Raw genomic sequence first — 23,467 nt, forward strand, 5'->3', positions numbered from 1 at the left:
GATGGACGCCGTTACGCGGCGACGCCTGATCACGCTCATCGCCACGCTCGGTTGGGCCGGGCTGAGTATCCAGCTGTACCTGATTTTCCTTGCGCGGCTGAGTGTCGACGCCAGCCTGCTGGGCGGGCTGGTGAGTTTCTTCAGTTACTTCACGGTGTTGACCAACACGCTGGTGGCAACGGTGCTGACCTGCGCGGTCACCCGGCGTGAATCCGCTGCGCAGCGCTGGTTTCTGCAACCGTGGGTCAGTAGCGGGGTGGCAGTTAGCATTGCTGTGGTGGGGCTGGCCTACAGCATTTTGCTGCGGCATTTGTGGCACCCGCAGGGCTGGCAGTTTATCGCTGACGAACTGCTGCACGACGTGATGCCGCTGCTGTTTCTCGGTTACTGGTGGTTTTGCGTACCCAAAGGCACGTTGCGCCTTTGGCACCTGCCGCTGTGGCTGATTTACCCGTTGGTGTATTTCATTTACGCGTTGCTGCGCGGGCATCTGCTTGGCGCGTATGCGTATCCGTTCATCGATGTGGCGCTGCTGGGTTATGCACAGGTGTTCATCAATGCCGGAGGGATATTGGTGGGGGTTGTGCTGATTGGCTTGCTGGTGATCGGCATCGACCGCTGGCAGTCAGGACGAAGTTAAAAGGTCAATGTGGGAGCGGGCTTGCTCGCGAAGGCGTCAGGTCAGTCAACATCATGGTTGAATGATCGACCGCATTCGCGAGCAAGCCCGCTCCCACAAGGGTAAATCACTCTTCTGCCGAACCCTCGGCGCGCCAGTAGCCGACGGCTTTGACGAATTGTTCATTGAGCCCATGCTCATCCAGCAGCACCCGACGGATCTGCCGCGAGACCTTGGTCTCGGTCGCCACCCATGCATACAGATTGCCCTTGGGCACCTGCAGCTCTTTGACCGTGGTCAGCAGGTTGTCCTTGCCCCCGTCGCGCAGGACCCAGATCACATTGACCTGCGCCGCGCTCTCCAGCACTTGTTGCTCGGCACCGTTTTCCACTTCGATCACCACCAGCGCCTTGCGATTGCTCGCCAGGCCTTCGAGGCGGCGGGCGATGGCGGGGAGGGCGGTTTCGTCGCCGATCAGCAAATAGCTGTCGAAGATGTCCGGCACGATCATCGAACCGCGCGGCCCGCCGATGTGCAGAAACTGTCCCGGCTTGGCCTGTTCAGCCCAGGTCGAGGCAGGGCCGTCGCCGTGCAGGACGAAGTCGATGTCCAGCTCGAGTTTGTCCAGGTCATAGCGGCGCGGGGTGTAGTCGCGCATCTCGGGCAGCGGTCCGTTGTCCTTGCCGGCGCCGAGCACCATGGTTTCCAGCGCCGCAGCCTGTTCGGCATTCTGCGGGAACAGCAATTTCACGTGATCGTCGGTGCCCAGGCTGATGAACCCGGCCAGCTCTGGCCCGCCGAGGGTGATGCGGCGCATACGCGGGGTCAGGTCGACCACGCGCAGCACTTCGAGTTTGCGGCGTTTGATTTCGTGCATCACGCGGTGAATGGTTTGCGTATCGACTGCAGTCATTCGGCTTTCTCCGGGGCAGTTTGAACGGCGGGGCCGTCGACGATGGCTTTGGCGGTGTCGTTGAGCAGCGCGGCAACCCGCTGGATTTCTTCCGCGCTCCAGCGTCCGTGGTGCAGTTGCAAGGCGTGGCGCAGGTTGTGCACCGCCTCGTGGATTTCCGGCGGCCGGTCATGGCCGCGCAACGAGCGTTTGCTGACGTCGATGCGCATGCGCACGCCGTCCAGCGCTACCGCTTGTTCGCTTAGGGACAAACGACCGGCGTCGGTCACGCTGTAGCGTTTTTTGCCGGCCTCGGCGTCGCCGCTGATCAAGTCGCTTTCTTCAAGGAAGGTCAGGGTCGGGTAGATCACGCCGGGGCTTGGGCTGTAGGCGCCGTCGAACATGCCTTCGATCTGGCGGATCAGGTCATAGCCGTGGCACGGCTGCTCGGCGATCAGCGCCAGCAGCAACAATTTCAGATCACCGGGGGCGAAGACCCGTGGGCCGCGTCCACCGCGTTCGCGGCCGGGGCGTTTTTCGAAGCCGTCACGGCCGTCGCCGTGTTCGCGGTGATGATGGGGGGAATGATGGTCTCTCATTTTCCTGCTCTCTCGTCGTGTTTAGATACAACTTAAGATATATCTTTACGCGCTGACAAGGGTTCCTGACCAACGGCGCTCACCTGACCGATCGAATCTGCGGTCGAAAAAACCGGAAAATGATCAAGAAAAAGCAGTATTAAATCCCCTGGCAAAGGCGCAGATTAGTGCTGGTTCTCTAATATTCCGTTTCGCCCTTTATTTCCGGGAAAGTGTGGTACATGTCTTACGGAAGTTGCTATGAAGTTGTGGCGCGTGCAGTCATTCGGCTGGCGCACTGTAGTCTGTATCTTACAGTTGGACAGGAACTTTCCTGAATTTCACGGTTTTTTCTTTCCCATCTAATGGCGTCCAGGCTACAAGGTCGCAGGACGTTGCCTGCTTACTTTAAAGATAAATTGGTTGAACATTCTTCGGCGTTGAAAGTTAACGGTTAGCACTGACTGCTCGTGACTGTTCAGTTCGCCGTGACTGCTCGACGACTCAACTAATTTATATAAGACAGGTATTCAATGATGCTCAAGAAACTCGCCTTTGCCGCCCCTCTGACTGTCCTGGCCATGAGCGCCTCGATGGCGTTTGCCGCCACTGAAGCCAAGCACTCCATCAGTCTCGTGGCGCACGTACCGGCTGACGACTTCTATGCGGTGCCGGTGGATGCCGATCTGGTCAACAAGGATCAGGACATGAGCTACAACCCGGCCACCAATTCGATGCGCGAAGTCAACGGACACTTCGACGTGCTGCACACTGCCGGCAAGGTTCATGCACGTCTGGAAGGGGTGCCGAAGCTGATTGGCGGTAGCAACACCATCGACCTGAAAGTCGAACTCAACGGCAGGACGCTGACCACCACCTCGCAGGAAGTCGTGGGTGATACCGAGTCCAATACGCGTTATCGCGCGCCCTTCAAGATCAGCGCTACCGGTGCCAAACCGGCCGCTGGCGATTACACCGGTGTGGTCATGCTGGTCGTCGAACCTTCGGTTTGAGTCATAACGGCAATACCTGACGTTACTTGTCCAGTAACGTAACCGGCCGGCAACTTTGAAGTTGCCCGGCCGGGCTTTTACTTCCGGTAATCAGAGTATTAATTCATGTATCCGATGACGCCCATCGCGGCTGCGCTTGCGTTGCTTTTGAGCAGCAGCGTACTGGCGGCGCCGCCTCCAGTCGATAATACCCCGCGAAGTTTGCTGGCTCAGGCGAAAGGTCTTCCGGCGGACTTTGAAGAGCATTTCTTTGATGTGCCTTTGGCGGTTCGTGTCGAACTTGATCAACAACCGCTGGGCGAGGCAATGATTGTATTGTCGCGTGATGATCGCATTACCTTGCTCGACTTCACCGACACCAGTGACAGCCGTATCAGTGCCGCCGAGCGCGAAACCTGGGCCAGTCTCCTCAAATCCGGCGTAGCGCTTGGCAACTGCAGCGGGCAATGCCCCGAGCAACTGCTGGCGGTGCATTACAACCTGGAAAACTCACTGCTCTCGATCGCCACCGAAAACGCCGAGCGCGATCTGCAGACGCAACGCTTCCACGAGCAGCCCGAGGGGGGCAGCAGCGGTCTGATGCTGCGCAATCAGTTGAACCTCAATGGCGGCCAGAACCAGGATCTGGGCGGACGCTTCGGTCTGGAAGCCAGTGCCAGTCTCGGCAACTGGAGCCAGGCCTTCAATATGCAGCTGGCGCGCCTCGGCGGGCCGGACACCAAGACCTATCATGCGGTACACGAGCTCTACACCCAGCGCGAACTGCAGGGCAGTTTTTTCCGCCTGGGCTATTTCACCCCCAATTCCGAAGGCCTGACCCGCCAACCCCGGTCGTTCGGTACCAGCCCGGACACGGCGGTGGGCGTGATGTATGGCAGCTCCGACAGCCTGGCGATCGACAGCCCGCGACCCAGCGTCTACCCGATTTTCGTCACGGCCAATCGCCAGGCGTCGGTGGAGATCTATCGCGATGGCCTGCTGATCAATACGCAAGCCGTGCCGGCCGGGTTGCAGACGCTGGATACCCGGCCCTTGCCCGGCGGCATCTATGAAGTCGAAGTGCGCCTGGTCGAGGATGGCCAGACCACCGCGACTACTCAGGAGCTGGTCTACAAACCGGTGAACTGGCAAAACCTCGACCAGCGCTGGCGCTATAATGTGTTCGCCGGGCAGGAAAGCAAACTGCTGAGCAATTGGGAAGAACAGCAAAGCGGTGATCTCACCGCCGGCGTCGCGCTCAACTACCTGCTGCACCCGCGGGTGATCCTCGGCCTGTCGGCGCGTCAGGTACGCGACACCTTGCAGTACGGCACTTCGATCGACTGGAGCCTGGCCGACAGCATCAGCCTCTTCGCCAACCTCTATCAGACCGAAGACCACGGCACCGGCGCCGATGTGCAGGGCCTGTACAACTATGGCGCCGGCAGTCTGGTGGTCAGCCACAACCGCAGTTGGCTCGATACCCGTAACAGTTACGACACGCTGCCCGACGGCACCCGCGTACGGCAGCGCAATGTGTTCACCGGCGAAACCAGTAACTCGTCGCTGGCGCTCAACCACCGTATCAGCCGCAAGGATTCGCTGAGTGCGCGGGTCTCGCACAGCACAGGCAACGTCGAAGGTGTGGGCATGGACCTGGGCTGGACGCAGCGCACCGAGCTGTTTGGCAGTGATGCCAACTGGCGGCTGTCGCTGTTCGACCGGCCGGGCAGTTACAGCAGTGGCGAGGCGCGTAATCGCGGGATCGACCTGAGCATCAACATGGCGCTGGGCGGGCCGGGCCAGCAGATTTCCGGCAGCATCGGCAGCCGCACCGCCCGCGATGGCGGGCGCGACAACAATGGCTCGATCGGCTATCGCAAGGATCTGCAGAATCACATTCTGCAAAGCGTTTCGGTCACGGCGCTGACCGACACCTACGGCGTCGGTCTTTCGAGCCTGGCCAACTTCCGTACCGACTGGGTCAATGGCGACGGCTTTGTGCAGCGCTCGTCCTACAACGGCAACTTCACCGGTGGCGTTAACCTCGACAGCAGCGTGATCGTCGGCGGTCAGCGACTGGTCATGACCAGCCAGCATCAGGGCCGTGGCGCCGGAATGATCGTCGATGTCGAGTCGGATATCGCCGACGTCACCCTGCGCGCCGACGACCTCAGCGGCGGCAGTTCAGCGCTGCGGCCGGGGCGTAATTTCATCCCGCTCACGGCCTACCGCAACAGTTCGGTGGGCTTCGATTTCGAAGGCAATCACGTTCCGGCCGCCAACATCGAACCGTCTCGCGCCCGCTATCACCTGAACAAGGGCGGCGTGGAGTACCGCAAGGTGCGGGTGATGAAAACCGTCACCGTACTCGGACGCCTGCTCGACTCCCAGGGCCAGCCGCTCAAAGGCCATCACGTGATCAATCACGCCAGTCGCGGGGTCAGCGAAGTCGACGGGTTTTTCTCGATGGAGATGCACGCCGGCTCACCGACCCTCGAAGTGCGCTACGCCGATCAACTGCTGTGCCAGTTCCGGCTCGACCCCGACCAACACCGTAGCGAAAACAACGTGCTGATGATCGGCGATTTGCGCTGCTCGCCGGACACGTTGGCCGACGTCACCCAAAAGGCTCACACCGCGGGTTGATCCGGCCTGCTTCAGGAGATTTGCAGACATGAACGTCTCACCCTTGGCTACATACCTGCGTCGCGGGCTGGCCGCTGTTGTGCTAGTCGCCGGCACGGTATCTGCGGCTCACGCCGAACAGGTGTCGATCACCGCCGAGTTCAAGCCGGACTCGTCTTATCCGCACCGCAACAAGTTCCACAACACCACGCCTTCCAGTGGTTACTGCACCTACGATCCGGCGCAGTGCGAGCAGCACGAAATATTCAGCTTGCAGGTGCCGATTCAGTTCAACGCTCGTGCGCCGATTGCGGCGAATCATCCTTCGCCGCGGCAAGGGGCAACGTTTCAGGTACCCGTGCAGTGGCGTGAGCTGACGGTCTATCACGAGACCACCCGCGAGCCAAAAATCGTCAAGGTGCGGATCGTCGGTATCGGTTCGCGCTATGTGACCGAGAAAGTGATGAAACTGGTGGAGGGCGCCGAAGACGATCGCAGCGCCCACAACCTGTTGTGGGGCTCAAGTTGGGTCTATGCTCCGGCGCCCTGTCAGTACAGCGGTGTGGGGTGGTACTCCCCCGATTCATACTCGTTTTTCTGGAAAACGCCAGCGGCCGCTGCCTGTACCAAACAGGCGAAGTTCGATGTGCCGTGGTTGCGTCTGGAACACCTCGATTTTGCCTATGAACTGGTCACCCCCGACCCGCTTGGGATGTCGTCGGGGGACTACAGCGGTTCGCTGACCTACAGCGTCGGGCCGAATGCGGATTTCGATTTTGGCGATGTGATGTTGCCGTCGAGTTCGTCTCTGACTTTGAATTTCAATCTGAATGTGCAGCACACCCTCAAGGTCGACATCCCGCCCGGTGGCGAGAAAGTCCGCCTGGTTCCCAACGGTGGCTGGCAGAGCTGGCTGCAGGCCGGACGGCGGCCGGTCGGGCTGTTCCGCGACCAGACCTTCAACATTTCGGCGTCATCGCGTTTCAAGATGCTGATCAACTGCGGTCCCGGAGTAGGTGGCGAGTGCGGATTGCAGGACAGCAATAATTACCGTCGAGTCGAGCTGTACGTCAGCGTCAGCATGCCCAATGGCATAACCGATCTTGCCGGCCAGCCGGTGCGGCGCATGCGATTGAAGCCCGGCGTCGGGAGTGCCCTGTATTTCAAGCCCGGTTTTTATGTGGATCGAGCCCCGGGAACTCTGCATTTCGAAGTTCCGCCGCATTCGATGGCAGAGATGCTGCAGCCCGGCGTGAGCGACAGCTATTCCGGCACTGTCATTGTGATCTGGGATTCGGATATCTGATGGGCCATTCAGCGATGAGTCGACTCGGCATTGTGTTCAACGACCAAGGAATCAAGGTGATGAAGCGTCTGGTGTTAGCAATGGTTTTGAGCGGGCTGCCCTTTGCCCTGCAGGCCGGCCCGCAGATCAATGTCGGGACGGTCTACGACTACCTCGACGGTGACAAGAGCACGTACCTGAAACGGGTATTCAACAGCGGCGACAGCACTGCATTCGTCAAGGTCAACATCCTCGAAATCCTCTACGACGCCGACGGCACCTCGCGGGAAATCGAGGTCAGGAGCCAGGCCGACATGAGCAGTCGAGACGGCCTGATGGCCAGCCCCGCGCGGCTGATCGTGCCGGCCAACGGCATGCAGGGTACGCGTTTGTTGATGATGGGCGAGCGTGACCGGGAGCGCTATTTCCGCGTGCGGTTCATCCCCGTTGTCCCGGAAAAGGAAGACGAATTCGCCGTGTCCGCCGAGGAGCGTGAACAATACAAAACCACCTTGTCGGCCGGGGTCAACGTCATGACCGGTTTCGGTACGGTGTTCTTTGTGCGCCCGAAAGACAGCCATTTCGACAGCGTGATCGAAGACACCCCGACAACCTATCGAGTGCGCAATAACGGCAACACCGTGGTGCTGATCGACGAGTTCCGCAATTGTGCGCTGAAAGACGAAACCGCCTGCGAGCCAACCACCAAACACCACCTCCGCGCAGGCAACAGTTTCGAGTTCGCCAAGCAGGCCGGACGTGAATACCGCTTCAATCTGGTGGAAGGCGACAGCAAGAAGTCCCTGCGCGTAGCCGGCCTCTCATCACGGGGTGACCTGAGATGATCAAGCCATCGTTGATGACTCTGTGCGCGGGCGTTCTGACCCTGTTCAGTGCAGAATCGTTTGCGGCACGCGAAGAGCACCGGTTCGAGGTGTCGGTGGATATTCCGACGCTGGGTTTTTATGTGATACCGGCCGAAACGGACTGGATTCATCGTGCGCAGATTCTGCCGTGGAATATCAGCACCAAGAGCCTCGGCGGAATGCGCAAACACTTCGACCTCAGGCACGACACCAGTGCCATCGAGGCCCGCCTGGAGAACGCAGCGTTTCTGTCCAATGGTCGCGAGGAGCAGAACATTTATCTGCGCGTCAGCTTCGCCGATACCGTGCTGACTCACGAGACGCCGCGTCAGGTGGTTTCTGCGGAGCAGGCCAGGGCCGGCGGGCGTTATGCGCTGGAGATCCAGCCGATCACGCCCGCCGGCGGCTATAAGCCGGGGAATTACTATGGCAACGTGCACCTGATCTTCAATGCGGCGGCACCCTGAGGTTGCCCGGCCTGCCCGATGTGCAACGGGCAGACCGGCGCGCCGTTATCAAAGCCCGGCGCGGGTCAGGGCTTCACGGGTCAGGCGACGCGCGAGTTCTTTTTCGTCATCCGCCAGATCGACCAGCAGCCGCTCGAACAGCGTGTCGCTAATCGGCTCCTCATTGAACACCACGGTTGCCGGCGCCGGCAGATCGTTCATCAACGTCTTGAGCTGTTCGCGCAAGGCTGCGCGTTCCTCGGCCACGGTCGACTGCACCCACTGGAGCTGGATTTCGCGCAGCGATTCAAGGGCTTCGTAGCGGTGCTGGAACAGACGCTTGTTGCTTTCCAGGCGCACGGGATAGCGCTCGCTCAAATACTCTTTCCAGAAGTCGAGCTCAAGCATCTGGTTGACCAGGCCATCACCTTCACCCAGCGCCAGTACCGTGTCGTAGGCCTGATCGATCATCGCGTCAGTGACGCCGGACACCGGCCGGTACAGCATGCCCTCGGACTGCCAGGGCAAGCCGAGACGTTTGGCCAGACCGGTCTGGTAGGCCAGATAAACCTCCACGTCATCGGGGTTGCCGCCACGACTGGCGACATCGGCCCGGGCGATTTCATTGACCTGTTCCAGACGCGCTGCACCTTTGGCCAGCGTCACCAGCTTCAGTTCCAGTTCCTTCGGCTCGACCGAATAGGCATGGGCCTCGTAGGCCAGGACGTTCACCCCCATGTGGTTGAACAGCTGCGCGCCGGCATCGGCGCAATCTACCGGCGCCACCACCATGGTGAACAGTTTTTCGCGCAAGCGACTGTCGACATGCACGGCGTCGAGCATGCGCCAGACGCGTTGCATCAACTGCTCGCGCGCCGCTCCGCCAGCACGGAAATCGGCAAACTCACGCACGCTGAGCAACGTCGCCATGAACGGTGCGGCCATGGGATCTTCCACCAGCTCTGTCCACGGTGTTTCGCGATCAATGCCCCAGCCCGGCACGTCGGACCAGTAGTCGGCGCCATAGTTGGAGATGATCGAGGTGCCCGGGATGGCGACCGGCATGATCGGCTCCGGTGGCAGTGCCATCGAACGGCGACTGTCCTGGTAACGCAACTGGTTGAGGTCCGACAGGGCGGCGACGTCCAGACGCGTGCGCGCCACCAGCCATTGCCCATCGGAACCGCTCGGCACGTCGGGGATTACCGTCAGCGGGTTGCCGCGCAGATCGAGCAGCAGACCGCGTGGCCGAGGCTTGGCCAGAATGCCGTCCGGCCAGGTGGTCAGGCCGGTGTTCTTCAGCGCCACCACTTTGAGGCGCGGCATGCGTGACAGATCAGGCGACAGCCCCAGCGGGTTGTCGTCCATTCTCAGCACTTCGAGGTAGGTCAGGTTGCCTAGCCGTTCGACGGCGGCACGGTCCAGCACAATGTGGTTGTTGTTCAGGCGCAGACGTTCGAGGCGGCGCATCGTGGTTCCGATGCGGTCCGGCAAGCGCGTCAACTCGCAGTATTTGGCGCTCAGCTCGACCACGTTCGGAAAGTCTTTGAGCAGGCCGTTGGCGTCGGGGGAAAACCGCGCGTTATCGAGGTTGAGCAGCGTGACCTTGTCGAGAAACTTCTTCAGCGGTGGACGTTTCGCCCACCAGGTTTCCAGATTCGTAGAGAGTAGTTCCCGCGACAGGTCCAGCGCATAGGCCGACGGGTCGGCGCGGTTGCCCAGATGCGCGTTCCTGCGCTCGAAGCAGTCCAGCAGACTTTCGTAGATATGCAGCCCGCCACCGTCACGGAACCCCTGACTGCCCGGCCCCCAGGTCTGCGGTTGCTGATAGCGCCAGCGATGGACGATGACCCGCAGTTCATCGAGTTCGTTTTCGTGCTCCTCGATGGCCTTGAGCGGCTCGCCGCGTTCGGTCAGAGCATTGGCAAACGCTTCGACCTCGCTCGGGCTGAAATGCGGATGCAGATCCTGGATGCGTTGCTCCAGCGTGGCGGCATTGCGGCTCAGGCCCGGGCCGCGCACCAGAAACAGGGTGTTGTATTCCGCGATCGGGCGGATCGGCGGACTGGCGAGTAGCGTGCGCCGCTCGCTGGGGGCCTGGGTTCTGGCGATGATCCACTGCTTGAACGGTTCGATATCGTCGGTTCGATACCCCAAGGCACTACGACCATCGTGATTGATCGCCTGCAGGATTGCCTCGTACAGGCCACTGGCGGGGTGGATCGGCAGGTTCGCGCCATCGCGCACTTGATAGCGATCGGCAGCAACCCGCACCAGCACCCGGATGCGCTCGGCGACCGCGGCACCGGCCTCGCAACGCAACTCGCCGTCGAACGTGCCTTCACGGATTTCAATCCGCAGCGCCCCGAAGGTATCGCTGTAATGCCGCAGCGCGCCGAGGATCAGCCGTTCGCTGTCGATGTTGCTCAGGGCTTCCTGCTGCAAACCCTGGGCGGCGCGCACGGACTGCAATTCAAACTGCACCTCGCGGGCGGTCGTGCGCAAACGCAAGGGCAGACGGCGTTGCGTCGTGGCTTGCTGCTGTTCCAGCGGCCGGGCATGGGACACCACCCGTTCGGCGAGAACCGGCGTCAACTGTGGACAATCCACCATCACCTGGCTGGCCGCCGGCGAGAGTGGCGCGTCGGGCTGCACCGGACGCGCCGGGCCAAGTCGATCCAGCGTGTCGCTGAGCAATGGTGGCGGCGGGGTGTTGTCGACATGCATGCGACGCAGCATGTCCTCGTCGGTGCCGGTCAGCAGGCGCATGTGCTCCAGTTGCGCGTCGCTGAAACCATCGGTGCGATGACCGATGCGCCGCAGCAGTTTTCGCCCGTCCCACAGACGCGGGTTTTCCGTTTCACAGACCCAGGCCCCGTCGGCGTTGTGCGCAAGCGTCGGTGCGTAGGCCCGGGGACGTCGCGGATGGCGCAGGCGGTGTTTCCCGGAAACCGGATCCTTGGTCACCTCGAACAGGTGTTGATCCAGGCGCAGCAATTGTTTGTCCCCCAGCGTATGAACGCCGTACGCATCGGGGCGGGCCGGGCTCGACAGGGTTTGTTCCGGCAGGCGATAGGGCGCCAGATCCGGATTCCACAGACGGGTCTGGCCATCGGCCAACTGCACCGGTTTCAGGCCTTCGACAAACGACGACAGCTTGACCCGTGCGACACGTCCCAGGCTGGCGCCAGCGGCGAAGGCGCCGAGCTGGACGATGCTTTGCAGCACGCCAATGGCTTGCTCACCCGCTTCGGCCAAATGCCCTTCGGCCATGTCGACGATGCCTTCAAAGACGCCGTCGAGCAGTTGATACGTGGTGTAGGCCAGCATCAATTCGCCGAGCCCCGGCACCAGCGGGGTCACCACCAGCAGCGCCACGTTGAAGATATCCGAGAGGATTTTCCCCAGGTTGTCCCACCAGGCCCAGCGGGCCATGCGGTCGGCATACTCGGTGGAAATGGCGATCTCCCGGGCGTCATTGAAAATCTTGTTGAGCTTCTGCTGATAGAAGTAAGTCCAGAGACTGCCGGTGTAGCGGGTATCGCGGTCGTCCTGGACTTTCGTCAGACGAAAGCGCAGGTCGGGGTGATCCACAGGTGTCTCGCGCCAACTGGGCAGGTTGGTTCCCGGCGGTACGGCGTGCCATTTCACGTTGCTCAGGCGGGCGTTCAACCCTGCAAAAAAATGCCCGCGCTGCTGATGGTTGACGAACTGGCTGAAAAACCGCTGATAGCTGCCGGCAGCGTCGCGGTCGCGCAGTTGCCGCGTCAGTTCCGCCATGAAGTCCAGCGCCGAGGGGTATTGTTTGAGCGGGTGTTCCGGGTCGTGGGGCACATAGGCAATCACCGGGACCGGGGCGTTGGCGGTGTCCACGTCAGGGGCGATGAGGGTGATACCGGTCAGCGCCGTATCCATCATGGCGAGGTTGTAGTAGTTGATGGCACGCCCGCGCCAGCGCAGGTTGCGCCGGTCATCGAGCATGCCCTGAATGACCTCGTAGGCGTCGCGGTCAATGTCCTTTTTTGCCAGAGCCAACTGGGCACAGACGCTCAATGTACTTTTTTGACTGAAGATGACCCGGTATTGCAAAACCTGGCGGGCGACACGGTTGCCCGAGCCCAGAAACTCGTTCAAATGCTGCTCGTAACGGGCGCCGATATTCAGCTCGCGGCACAGTGACTTGAACTGCTCGATACTCAGTTTGTGCTTGAGCGGCCTGACCGTGAAGTGGCCGTTGGCATCGGGGCGGGTGATGAACTCCGAGTCCGGACTGAACACCTCATCCCAAGCGAAATTATGCAATGCAGCGTCGAGCAGCGAGACGGTCCGGCTGGTGGTTGCACCGGCAAAGTCATGGGCCCACCACGCGCTGTTGACGGGGGCGTACAGGCGCAGCCAGGTGTTCTCGACATCGTCCTCGACGCCGAAGCGCTGTCGCAACGCCTGCTGTAATAACGGCTTGGCGAAGGCGTAGACGTCTTGCAGACTGCTCAAGGCCTTGTCCACTTGGTTTTGCGCCTTCCAGGCATTTTCCATCTGCTGTTGCAGGCGCAGGTGTTCGGCGTCCGACACCTCTTGATACCAGGCCGGCAGCTTCAGTCGGTGCAGCTGCAATTCATTGACCCGCTTTGCTGAGCTTGCGCGTAGCCACGCCGGAATGGCTTTTTCGATCGTTTGATAATGAACACTGACATCCGGTGAGACGAGGTGCGCTGTGCGTGGCGGTTGCCCCTGCGGGGAAAGGGTGGGCATTGCTGGATCGTCCTTGATCAAAAATGGAGCGATCAGCCTAGGCAAGGACAGTGGGTGAAAAAAGCGCAAATACCCGGTTGAAAGCGCCGGGGTTGCGTACGGAGCCTTCGAAAAACACGGAGGGAAAAATACACAGTTACCACCACGCCACGCTGCTTTCGTGGCTTACCGGGCGGCGGTGACCTCCGGCGCCTGGCACATCGTGTGCGTGCCCGGTTGCAGGTATGGCGAAAGGATCGGCGCCATGCCCTTGAGCACTTGCACCGGCAGCGCCGAGGTGAACTTGAAGTTCTCCGCCGAGCGCCCGGGGACGAATGCGGTGAGCGTGCCGAAGTGGTTGTTGCCGATGTAGAACACGAAGGTCGCGGTACGGTTGATCGACTTCGAACTGAGGATGCGCCCGCCGGAGCCGATGGCTTCGATGCGGTTGTCGCCGGTGCCGGTCTTGCCGCCCATCACCAGCGGGGTGCCGTCGGCGGTTTTGAAACTGCCGGACACCCGTTTCGCCGTGCCCGAGTCCACCACTTGCGACAACGCTTCGCGCATTGCCGTGGCGACCTCCGATGGCATCACCCGTTTGCCCACATGCGGGTCGTTGGTCAGACGCGTTTCATACGGGGTGTCTGCAGCAAAGTGCAGGCTGTCGATGCGCAGCGTCGGCATGCGCACGCCATCGTTGAGGATGGTGCCGATCAGTTCGGCCAGCGCGGCAGGACGATCGCCGGAGCTGCCGATGGCGGTGGCCAGCGACGGCACCAGATGGTCGAACGGATAGCCGACTTTCTGCCAGCGCTGGTGAATCTCCAGGAACGCTTCGATCTCGAGCATGGTGCGGATGCGGCTGTCGCGGGCGCCCTTGTGCTTGCTCTTGAACAGCCAGCTATAGACTTCCTGACGCTCGAACTGGCTGGCCTTGACCACCTGACTGAAAGTGGCGTCCGGGTTGTGCAGCAGGTAGCCCATCAACCACAGGTCCAGCGGGTGGACCTTGGCGATGAAGCCCTGATCCGGCAGATCGTAGGTGCCCGGGCCGTAGGCGTCGTACAACCGGATCAGGCGATCGTCGGTGAGTTTCTCGGTGAGCTTGGCGCCTTTGAGGTGGGCGCGCACGAAGCTGTTGAAGTCTTCCTGACTGGCATTGGGCAGCAGATAACGATGCACCGCGGCCATGCGGATCGGGGTCGGGCGCATGCTGTCGAGGAAGGTGTCGAGGCGCGCCTGGGTGTCCTTGTTCTTGTACTTCTTCCAGAACTTGAGCAGGAACGAGGTGCCTTCGCGGTCAGCGAAACTGGCCAGGTATTCCTGACGTCGCGGATCGCGGTCGTCTTTGAGCAGTTCGGCGCTGCTGTTGGGGCCGGAGTAGGTGACGTAGCGCACCACGTCGCGCATCAGGCGAATGAATGGCAGGTTGATCGACTCGCGCAGCGCATCGCGCAGGGTCGGCAGGCGGCCGTTGTCTTCCTTGCGAAAGTTGTGGAACACATGCAGGCCGCCACCGGTGAAAAACGCCTCGCCGGGGCTGGCCGAATATTTGCGGTCGAGCGCGGCGCCGAGCATTTTCGACAGGTCGTGGTCCTTGTTCTGGATCAGGTAATCGATCACCCACTGGCTGAGGCGGTCCTGATCCGGCACTTCGACTTTCTTCAGTTCCGGCACGCTCATGGCGCCGTACTTGTCGTGCAGTTCGGAGATGATCTGCAGGTAGGTCGTCAGCACGCGCATCTTCGCCGTTGAGCCGAGCTCCAGCTTGCTGCCCTCGTTGATGTCGAACGGCTGGTCGGTGCTGTCGGTCTGCACGCGCACCCGCGAGCCGTCCGGGGTCAGTTCGAACAGGGTGAAGCTGTAACGCACCTGGGTGGTGCTGGTGGGGGTGAGCAGGCGTTCGCCAATCAGGCCGATCTGCCCGGCAAACGTGGGGTCGGCGAGTTTTTTCAGGTAATCGGTAGCCTGGGTCTGCAACTCGCCCTGCAAGGTGCTGGTGGCTGAGAGGTCGAGGCGATCAAGGTCGTACAGCGGACGGTTGAGCATACTCGCCAGACGGCTGCGGGCGACGCTGATGCCCTTGTTGGTTTCGATCGGTTGAAGGGTCGGCTGGGTCTGCCAGTCGCGGTAAGTGACCTTGCTCGCCAGTGCGGCATCGGCCAGCGCGCTGTCGATCACGCCGCCCTGTTTGAGCAGGCGCAGGTGGCTGTCGGTGAGGTCGGCGAGTTCCTCGCGGCCTTTGGTCAGGTAATGCGAAGGGCGGCGCTGGGCGATCATCAGCGAGAGCATTTCGCGCAGGGCCAGGCCTTTGTCGGCCATGGTTTTCGCATCGGTGGCCGGGCTGTTCAGCTGTGCATTGGCCTGGTTGAAATCGCTGCCGTACCAAACCCGCAAACCTTCGGCCATGCCGTGTACTTCACCGTGCCCCGGTACAGCGGAAAGCGGCACGCTGTTGAGGTAGTCGCGGATAATGTTCTGCCGCGCGCCGAGGGTTTGCGGGCCGGGCTGATAGGCACGCACGCTGGCGGAAATCATCTGACGGATCTTCTCGGCGCCGGACACCGTCAGGCCATCGGGCGAGTGCCGGTACTTCTCCAGTTGCGTCGCCAGGGTGCTGCCGCCCGCCGATTGCCCCGGCAGATGGAGCAACTTCGCCACCTGCGACCACGCGGCCATGCCGAAACGCGGCCAGTCCACCGCCGGGTTGGCCAGCGGCTGCTTGGGGTCGAGCAGAAAGCGGTTTTCGATGAACAACAGACTGCTGACCACCACCGGCGGAATCGCCGCAAAACTCGAATACAGCTGCTGCGGGTACTTGTACTGATACAACGGCGCAGCGCGGCAATCGGTGATCGACAGCCCGGCCTGGATCTTTTCCGAATAGGGCACGAACAGGCCCTTGTCGGTGTAGCTCAACAGCGCGGGTGAAAATCGCGTCTGCTCGGTGATCACATAATTGCGCTTGAGCAGGCGTGGCAGGAATTCATCGAGAGAGCTGTAGCCCAGACGCAGATCGAACGGCCCGTTGCCCGGATAGCGGATCGCTTCGCTGGGGCCGGGCTCCAGCTGATATTTGAGCGAGGCGGCGTACTGGCTCAGCTCCCGGGACTGGAAACGCGAGGTACGCATCTCCTTGCTCGCGGCCAGACCCACCACGATGGCGATAATCAGCAGCAATAACCAGAACGCCTTCCAGCCATGCCGGCTGCGGCGTTTTTTGGGGGGGACAGGCGCTTCATCCACACGTTCAGTCGGAACCACGGCTTTACTCGAATCGGTTTGCCACAAAGCGCCCATAGTCGATTGATCCATTCACGCAGATTGATCGGACTTGACTGAAGCTTAGACGGTGGTTGGTGATGGGGAAAAAAAAGTGCGGGGTTTGGGTGGGAGCGGTTTCTGAAGAAAACTGCACCTGTGGCAAGGGAGCTTGCTCCCGTTGGGTTGCGTAAGCAGCCCTAATCCCTCTAATCGCGCTCTGTCTGAAACACCGCGTGCGCGGGTAATACGACAGCTGCGCCGCCGAGCGGGAGCAAGCTCCCTCGCCACAGGGGGGGGAGCTTTAGAGCCAGCAGGCATCCCAGAGTGGGTAGTCACCAATTTTTTCTACCAGGCCGGCCCGTAGCGGATTGGCGATGATGTATCGGGCGAAGGGTTTCAAGTCTTCTCCATCACGGATGACTCGGTGGTGATAGCCGGTTTGCCAAAACGCGCCTTTTCGGTTCAGGACACGGTTAATCGACAATGTGCTGCGGGATTTCACCGCTTGCATCAGACGTTCAATATGTATTTCTTCCAGCTGGACCAACCAATGGAAGTGGTCAGGCATCACCACCCAGGCGATCGAGTCGACCCATCGCTGGTCATGAGCTCGCCGGAGTTCCGCTACCAACAAACGCCCCACCTGCCAATCGCTGAATATTCTGCGTCGCTGATACACCACGGCGGTTATGAGATAAGCACGTCCTGACTCCGAACAACGCCCTCGGCGGAGCCGATGTGAATGTAGGGGTTTACGCATTCCGTTGCGTCCTTTGCGAGTTCAATCCCTATTCACGCTAGTCGCAGCATTCAAGAATTGGGTCTGCGATGACTGTACGAAATTTCCGAAAATTTCCAGATGTCGCCTTCTCTGTGGCGAGGGAGCTTGCTCCCGCTGGGTTGCGTAGCAGCCCCAATCCCTCTAATCGCGATCTGTCTGAAACACCGCGTGCGCAGGTAATACGACGGCTGCGCCGCCGAGCGGGAGCAAGCTCCCACGCCACAGGGGGTTAAACAGTCAAGTTCATCGAAACGGCTGTGCTAGAGCCGTCCCCCACGCAATACCACCAAAGCAGGGCCATGACGGTGCACCATCATCGTGCAATACTCGCCGGGATTTTTTGTGGTGAATATTCCTACGCATATCAGGTAATATCTCTCCGCAAAGCGGCTTTTTGCCGAGACTTCTAGCTGAATGTTGTCACTTATAGAGTGAAAAGCCCTGTGACAAGCTTTCTATACTGCACGCCCCGCTGATCTTGCAGGCAGGGTCCTGCATGACGTGTCTGCCCACGAAGCAGGCGCGGTGTCGGGAAGCTGAGGCCTATCGGTCGAGGCTTCGACACACGGTGGTCATATCCAATAACAAGACGAGGTTGTATCCCTATGCCAGTCGGCAATCACCTGCCCCATGGCGAGACCGCTCACGGCGGCCCGCTTAAACGCGAACTCGGCGAACGGCATATTCGCCTGATGGCACTCGGTGCCTGTATCGGCGTCGGCCTGTTTCTCGGCTCGGCCAAGGCCATTGAAATGGCCGGCCCGGCGATCATGCTGTCGTACATTCTCGGCGGTCTGGCGATCCTGGTGATCATGCGCGCCCTCGGTGAAATGGCCGTACACAACCCGGTGGCCGGCTCGTTCAGCCGCTACGCCCAGGACTACCTCGGCCCGCTGGCGGGCTTTCTCACTGGCTGGAACTACTGGTTCCTGTGGCTGGTGACCTGCGTCGCGGAAATCACCGCCGTCGCCGTGTACATGGGCATCTGGTTCCCCGATGTACCGCGCTGGATCTGGGCCCTCGCGGCGCTGATCAGCATGGGCTCGATCAACCTCATCGCGGTAAAAGCCTTCGGTGAATTCGAGTTCTGGTTCGCCCTGATCAAGATCGTCACCATCATCGCCATGGTCATCGGCGGCGTCGGCATCATTGCTTTCGGTTTCGGCAACGACGGCGTGGCGCTGGGGATTTCCAACCTGTGGGCCCACGGCGGCTTCATGCCCAACGGCGTGACCGGTGTGCTGATGTCCCTGCAAATGGTCATGTTCGCCTACCTCGGTGTCGAAATGATCGGCCTGACCGCCGGTGAAGCGAAGAACCCGCAGAAGACCATTCCCGATGCGATCGGCTCGGTGTTCTGGCGCATTCTGCTGTTCTACGTCGGCGCGCTGTTCGTGATCCTGTCGATCTACCCGTGGAACGAAATCGGCACCCAGGGCAGCCCGTTCGTGATGACCTTCGAGCGTCTGGGGATCAAGACCGCCGCCGGCATCATCAACTTCGTGGTGATCACTGCGGCGCTGTCGTCGTGCAACGGTGGCATCTTCAGCACCGGGCGCATGCTCTACAGCCTGGCGCAGAACGGCCAGGCTCCGGCCGGGTTCGCCAAGACCTCCAATGGCGTGCCACGCCGCGCGCTGCTGCTGTCGATTTTCGCGCTGCTGATCGGCGTGCTGCTCAACTACCTGGTGCCGGAGAAAGTCTTCGTCTGGGTGACGTCGATTGCGACCTTCGGCGCGATCTGGACCTGGGTGATGATCCTGCTGGCGCAACTGAAATTCCGCAAAGGCCTGAGCGCCAGCGAACGTGCCGGCCTGAAATACAAGATGTGGTTGTACCCGGTCAGCTCGTACTTCGCGCTGGCGTTTCTGGTGCTGGTGGTCGGCCTGATGGCGTACTTCCCGGACACCCGCGTGGCGCTATATGTGGGGCCGGTGTTCCTGGTGCTGCTGACCGTGTTGTTCTACGTGTTCAAGCTGCAACCGACCGGTGAAACGCAGGGTGCGGTGCGTTCGGTCTCGTAAGTCGACAGTACGGTAACAAACAAGCCCCGGCCTATTGGTCGGGGTTTTTTATGGGCGTTTCAGAAGCTGTAACCGCCGGTCTGAAAGCGCGATAAAAACCTCGAAGCAAGGCTCAAACCTGTATCACTTGGCAATTTCGCGCGGCATTGAAACGGGGCGCGCACATGAGAACGAGCGCATTTCTCCAACGAGAACTCAGTCAGCGTCAGGTCGCGCTGTTCTTCCTGCTGGCTACCGCGTTGTACGTCCTGCCCCTGATCCTCGCCGACTTCCCGTACATCGACGACAACTGGCGCACGCTGGCCGCCGGCAATGCCTGGGCCGGGCAGGGGCGATTGTTTGCCGACTGGTTTTATCAAGCGCTGACGTTCACCGGCGCCGCGCCGAACATCTTTCCGTTGCCGCTGTTGCTCGCCGTCGTAGCGATGAGTCTGGCCCTGACGCGCCTGACCTTTCACTACTTTGCAGAACCGACGCTGGCCTGCTGTCTGGTGCCGTTGCCACTCTGGTACAACCCGTTCCTGTTGCAGAACCTGTCCTATCAATACGACGGCCCGATCATGGCCCTGAGCATGGTCGCGGCGATCTACGCCATCACATTCGAAGGTTCATCGCGGGTGCAGCGCTGGCTGGTGCCGGCGGCGTTGCTGGCGCTGGCAATCGGTCTTTATCAGATCAGCTTCAATGTGTTTCTCGGGCTGTGTTGTGTCGAGTTGATCAGGGCTGTTCAGCGGCGAACGCAGTGGCCGGAGATTCTGCGGATGCTGGGCTGGAAACTCGCACAAGCGGGCCTGGGCATCCTGATCTACAGCGCCACGGCGTACCCGTTCATGGAAACGTTGCGAAAAACGGATCTGTTGAACCTGGACGCCGATCCGCTGTTGCAGATCGGCATCAATTTCGCTCGGGTCCTGGAGAAAGTCGCGCTTCTGTTTCACGGTGGCTACCCGTGGGTTTTCGCTGCGCTGGTGTTGTGTGCGATCGCTGGCAGTGTGCGACTGGTTCAGTGCCGCCCGCACCGTTGGCCAGACTTGCTGCTGTGCTTGCTCACGCTGCCTGTCCTGACTTTGCTGGTGCCGGGGATCACGCTGCTGTTCCGTGATTTCAATGAAGGCGCGCGCACCCTGATGGGCTTCGGCGTGTTGTTGCTGGGGTTGTTCTATCTGTCTCACGTTGCGTTGGCATCCGCGCACCGTCGCTTGCCCTTGCTGCTGATTATTCCGCTGCTGGCGACACTCTCGCTGTCCTTCGCCTACGGCCGGGTACTGAATCTGCAGAAAACCTTCGCCAACAGCGCGCTGTACAGCCTGAGCCACGACATCGCCGCCCATCGCGAGTTGCGTGAAGCCAAGCGGATCTATCTCTCGGTGAGCTACTCCGATCGCTGGCTGGTCAGTGCGACCGGTTCATTCAAACGGCTACCGGTGCTGCACTATCTACTCAACGTCGACTACTTCATGCTCGCGGAAAATCTGCCGTCAGCAGGCATTACCAACGTGGTCGCCGAACGCGAGCGGCGCAACGCCACCCGCGTCGGTTATCAGGGTTTTCCAGCGCTGGTGGACAGCCTGTATTACCGGATTTACCTGATTGGCGATTACGGTTTCATCGTCATGAAAGAGCCGCCGCCCCACCGCCTGCTCAGTTGGTGACGAGGCTCAGGCTGCCGCCACTTCCTGCGGCTCAAAGCTGTCTGCTCGCGCCATCTGCCACATCCGCGAATAGAACTCGCCATTCACCTCACCCGTGAGCAATTCCCCCGGTTTCAGAAACACATGCAGCTGCGAGAACAGTTTGATCTCGGTCGCCGACATGCGCCGTACCAGGTGCTTGGCCGACAGTTGCGACGGATGCTCAAGGCCTGCGGCGGCGAGCATTTCTGCCAGCGCCTTGAGCGTGTTGCGGTGGAAGTTGTAGACGCGCTGAGCCTTGTCCGGGACGACGAGGGCGCGTTGGCGAAGAGCATCCTGGGTGGCGACGCCGGTCGGGCATTTGTTGGTGTGGCAGCTTTGCGACTGGATGCAGCCGATGGCGAACATGAAGCCGCGCGCGGAGTTGGCCCAGTCGGCGCCGATGGCCAGCACGCTGGCGATGTCGAAGGCACTGACGATCTTGCCGCTGGCGCCGAGTTTGATCTTGTCGCGCAGATTCAGGCCGACCAGGGTGTTGTGCACAAACAGCAGACCCTCGCGCATCGGTACGCCGATGTGGTCGGTGAACTCCACGGGCGCGGCGCCGGTGCCACCTTCCTTGCCGTCGACCACGATGAAATCCGGCAGAATCCCGGTTTCCAGCATGGCCTTGGCGATGCCCATGAACTCCCACGGATGCCCGAGGCAGAACTTGAAGCCCACCGGTTTGCCGCCGGACAGTTCGCGCAGTTGCTGGATGAAGTGCATCATTTCGATCGGCGTGGAAAACGCGCTGTGGCGTGACGGCGAGATGCAGTCTTCGCCCATCATGATGCCGCGGGTGTCGGCGATTTCCTGGGTGACCTTGTGCTTGGGCAGGATCCCGCCGTGACCGGGTTTGGCGCCCTGGCTCATCTTGATTTCGATCATCCGCACCTGCGGATTCTGTGCCTGAGTGGCGAAGCGCTCCGGGTCGAAACGGCCGTCGCTGGTGCGGCAGCCGAAGTAGCCGCTGCCCAGTTCCCAGGTCAGGTCGCCGCCGTGTTCACGGTGATACGGGCTGATGCTGCCTTCGCCGGTGTCGTGGGCGAAGTTGCCGAGCTTGGCGCCCTGATTCAACGCGCGGATGGCGTTGGCGCTGAGCGAGCCGAAGCTCATCGCCGAGATGTTGAACACCGAGGCCGAATACGGCTGGGTGCACTGCGGGCCGCCGACGGTGACGCGGAAACTGTTGGGGTCGCTCAACGGTGCCGGGCGCATCGAGTGGCCGATGAATTCGAAGCCCGATTGATACACGTCGATCAGCGTGCCGAAGGGTTTGTCGGCGCTTTCATTTTTCGCCCGCGAGTACACCAGCGAACGCTGGGCGCGGGAGAAGGGCAGGGCGTCGCTGTCGGATTCCAGCAGGTACTGGCGGATCTCCGGGCGGATGCCTTCGACCAGATAGCGGATGTTGCCCAGGATCGGGTAGTTGCGGCGCACCGCGTGCGGGCTCTGCAGCAGGTCGAACAGACCAAGCAGGCTCAGTACGCCGGTGACGGCGGTGATCGGCCACAGCCAGTCGTGTTCGAGAAAGGGCAGGCTGGCGAGGGTGAAAATCACGCAGACGGCAAAGAAGGCGTAGCGGCTCAGGAGTGACAGGCTCATACGGTTTCCTTGGGTTCGGACTCAATGGTTACCCATGGCGCGCAGACTGGCTTGCTCTTGTGGCGAGGGAGCTTGCTCCCGCTGGGTTGCGCAGCAGCCCCAAACCCGGCCATCACGGTCTGTCTGCTGCATCGCGTGACCAGGTTTTGCGACTGCTGCGCAGTCGAGCGGGAGCAAGCTCCCTCGCCACAGGGGATTCCAAGCTTCAGATATCTCCTGCGTACCAAGGCTATTCAGGCGTTCTGCGCCTGGAGAAAAATCGAAAACAGCTCCGACTGGGATTTGATCCCCAGCTTGCTGTACATGTGTTTCTTATGGACTTTCACGGTTTCTACGGAGATTTCCAGCTTACGGGCGATTTCTTTACTGGAGCAACCGCTGAGCATCAAACGCCCGACATCCAGCTCCCGGGCGGTCAGTTGCGCACCCTTGAGTTGTTGCACCGAGGCTTCCAGTTGCACCCGCCAGTCGGCCGCAGCTGGCGCGGCAGCGAGGGCCACGGTCTGGTTGATCTCGTACGGCAGGCGCTGACGCAACAGGCCCAGCACCCACGGCTGGATCAAAGACAGCAAGGCGATCTGTTCGCCAGTGAAACGTTTTTCACTGCCCAGCGACAGACACAGCATGCGCTCGCCTTCGAGTTGGCAATTGAACTGGATTTCGTCGGCGACCACATTCAGACGAAAGTATCGCTGGTAATACTCGGTCAGCTCGAAATGCTCCGGTGCCACCTCGGACAGGCGGTACAGCCCGGTGCGCGACTGCTCGCGGCAGGCGATGTAGAACGGGTCGAGCAGGTACAACCCGCGCAGATAATCCTGAAACAGCGAGTCGGGACTGCCGTCCTCGCCGGGGCATTCGGCGAACACCTGCGGGTGCTGATCGGCACTGAACAGCAGCACCACCCAACTATCGAACGCCACGTACTGGTCGAGCAGACGCACCAGTTGCGCCCAGAAATTCGGCTTGTCCAGCGCGTCGATCAGTTGCCCGACGGCGCGGTGCCAGGTGATGTCATCAAACGAAACGGTCATGGATCTACCCCTATCGGGTTACCCCGGCCGCGTGATTCCCTGGCCGGTT

15 protein-coding genes are annotated in these 23,467 nt (G+C 60.9%); 8 read left to right on the plus strand and 7 right to left on the minus strand.

Features of this window, described 5'->3' with window-relative positions; all coding sequences use genetic code 11:
- Position 1 precedes the first annotated feature (1 nt).
- Positions 2-640: a Pr6Pr family membrane protein gene (locus V3W27_RS22940; protein WP_330207624.1), complete on the plus strand. Its 639-nt coding sequence runs from the start codon at positions 2-4 to the stop codon at positions 638-640.
- 106 nt (positions 641-746) lie between these two features.
- On the opposite strand, the gene V3W27_RS22950 is transcribed toward V3W27_RS22940, so the two are convergent.
- Positions 747-1,532, minus strand: a complete 786-nt coding sequence (locus tag V3W27_RS22950; protein WP_330207625.1) for a siderophore-interacting protein — start codon at positions 1,530-1,532, stop codon at positions 747-749.
- Positions 1,529-2,110, minus strand: a complete 582-nt coding sequence (locus V3W27_RS22955) for a PadR family transcriptional regulator (protein ID WP_096795541.1) — start codon at positions 2,108-2,110, stop codon at positions 1,529-1,531. The genes V3W27_RS22950 and V3W27_RS22955 overlap by 4 nt, the downstream gene beginning before the upstream one ends.
- Positions 2,111-2,625: 515 nt before the next feature.
- Here V3W27_RS22955 and V3W27_RS22960 point away from each other — a divergent pair.
- The 5 genes from V3W27_RS22960 (at position 2,626) to V3W27_RS22980 (ending at position 8,327) form a co-directional block, all read left to right on the plus strand.
- Positions 2,626-3,102, plus strand: coding sequence for a CS1 type fimbrial major subunit (locus tag V3W27_RS22960; protein ID WP_330207626.1), 477 nt, complete (start codon positions 2,626-2,628; stop codon positions 3,100-3,102).
- A gap of 105 nt (positions 3,103-3,207) precedes the next feature.
- A complete protein-coding gene (locus V3W27_RS22965; protein ID WP_330207627.1) occupies positions 3,208-5,730 on the plus strand; it encodes a CS1-pili formation C-terminal domain-containing protein in 2,523 nt (840 codons plus the stop codon).
- Positions 5,731-5,758: 28 nt separating this feature from the next.
- Complete coding sequence (locus tag V3W27_RS22970; RefSeq protein WP_247268042.1) at positions 5,759-7,015, plus strand: hypothetical protein; 1,257 nt, start codon at positions 5,759-5,761, stop codon at positions 7,013-7,015.
- 59 nt (positions 7,016-7,074) lie between these two features.
- Positions 7,075-7,839, plus strand: coding sequence for a molecular chaperone (locus V3W27_RS22975; protein ID WP_330207628.1), 765 nt, complete (start codon positions 7,075-7,077; stop codon positions 7,837-7,839).
- Positions 7,836-8,327: a CS1 type fimbrial major subunit gene (locus V3W27_RS22980; RefSeq protein WP_096795545.1), complete on the plus strand. Its 492-nt coding sequence runs from the start codon at positions 7,836-7,838 to the stop codon at positions 8,325-8,327. Before V3W27_RS22975 ends, V3W27_RS22980 begins: the two co-directional genes overlap by 4 nt.
- A 48-nt stretch (positions 8,328-8,375) precedes the next feature.
- On the opposite strand, the gene V3W27_RS22985 is transcribed toward V3W27_RS22980, so the two are convergent.
- The 3 genes from V3W27_RS22985 to V3W27_RS22995 all read right to left on the minus strand — a co-directional run bounded on the left by V3W27_RS22985 (position 8,376) and on the right by V3W27_RS22995 (position 17,061).
- Complete coding sequence (locus V3W27_RS22985; protein ID WP_330207629.1) at positions 8,376-13,058, minus strand: NEL-type E3 ubiquitin ligase domain-containing protein; 4,683 nt, start codon at positions 13,056-13,058, stop codon at positions 8,376-8,378.
- Positions 13,059-13,223: 165 nt separating this feature from the next.
- Positions 13,224-16,337, minus strand: a complete 3,114-nt coding sequence (locus V3W27_RS22990; RefSeq protein WP_330207630.1) for a transglycosylase domain-containing protein — start codon at positions 16,335-16,337, stop codon at positions 13,224-13,226.
- Between the two features lie 265 nt (positions 16,338-16,602).
- The gene (locus V3W27_RS22995) at positions 16,603-17,061 is read right to left on the minus strand and encodes an REP-associated tyrosine transposase (RefSeq protein WP_330207631.1); all 459 of its coding nucleotides are present in this window, start codon (positions 17,059-17,061) and stop codon (positions 16,603-16,605) included.
- 626 nt (positions 17,062-17,687) lie between these two features.
- Here V3W27_RS22995 and V3W27_RS23000 point away from each other — a divergent pair.
- Both V3W27_RS23000 and V3W27_RS23005 read left to right on the plus strand, forming a co-directional pair.
- The gene (locus V3W27_RS23000) at positions 17,688-19,106 is read left to right on the plus strand and encodes an amino acid permease (RefSeq protein ID WP_027612097.1); all 1,419 of its coding nucleotides are present in this window, start codon (positions 17,688-17,690) and stop codon (positions 19,104-19,106) included.
- 164 nt (positions 19,107-19,270) lie between these two features.
- The gene (locus V3W27_RS23005) at positions 19,271-20,758 is read left to right on the plus strand and encodes a glucosyltransferase domain-containing protein (RefSeq protein ID WP_330207632.1); all 1,488 of its coding nucleotides are present in this window, start codon (positions 19,271-19,273) and stop codon (positions 20,756-20,758) included.
- Positions 20,759-20,764: 6 nt separating this feature from the next.
- Here the strand turns inward: V3W27_RS23005 and V3W27_RS23010 are convergent, their stop codons facing one another.
- Both V3W27_RS23010 and V3W27_RS23015 read right to left on the minus strand, forming a co-directional pair.
- Positions 20,765-22,384 carry an FMN-binding glutamate synthase family protein gene (locus V3W27_RS23010; protein ID WP_150368542.1) on the minus strand — a complete coding sequence of 540 codons (1,620 nt, stop codon included), beginning with the start codon at positions 22,382-22,384 and terminating at the stop codon, positions 20,765-20,767.
- A gap of 233 nt (positions 22,385-22,617) precedes the next feature.
- Entirely contained in the window at positions 22,618-23,418 is an 801-nt protein-coding gene (locus V3W27_RS23015; protein WP_330207633.1) for a helix-turn-helix transcriptional regulator, read from the minus strand.
- Between the last annotated feature and the right edge of the window lie 49 nt (positions 23,419-23,467).

This window comes from Pseudomonas sp. AM14(2022), assembly GCF_036346455.1.
GTDB lineage: Bacteria > Pseudomonadota > Gammaproteobacteria > Pseudomonadales > Pseudomonadaceae > Aquipseudomonas > Aquipseudomonas putida_A.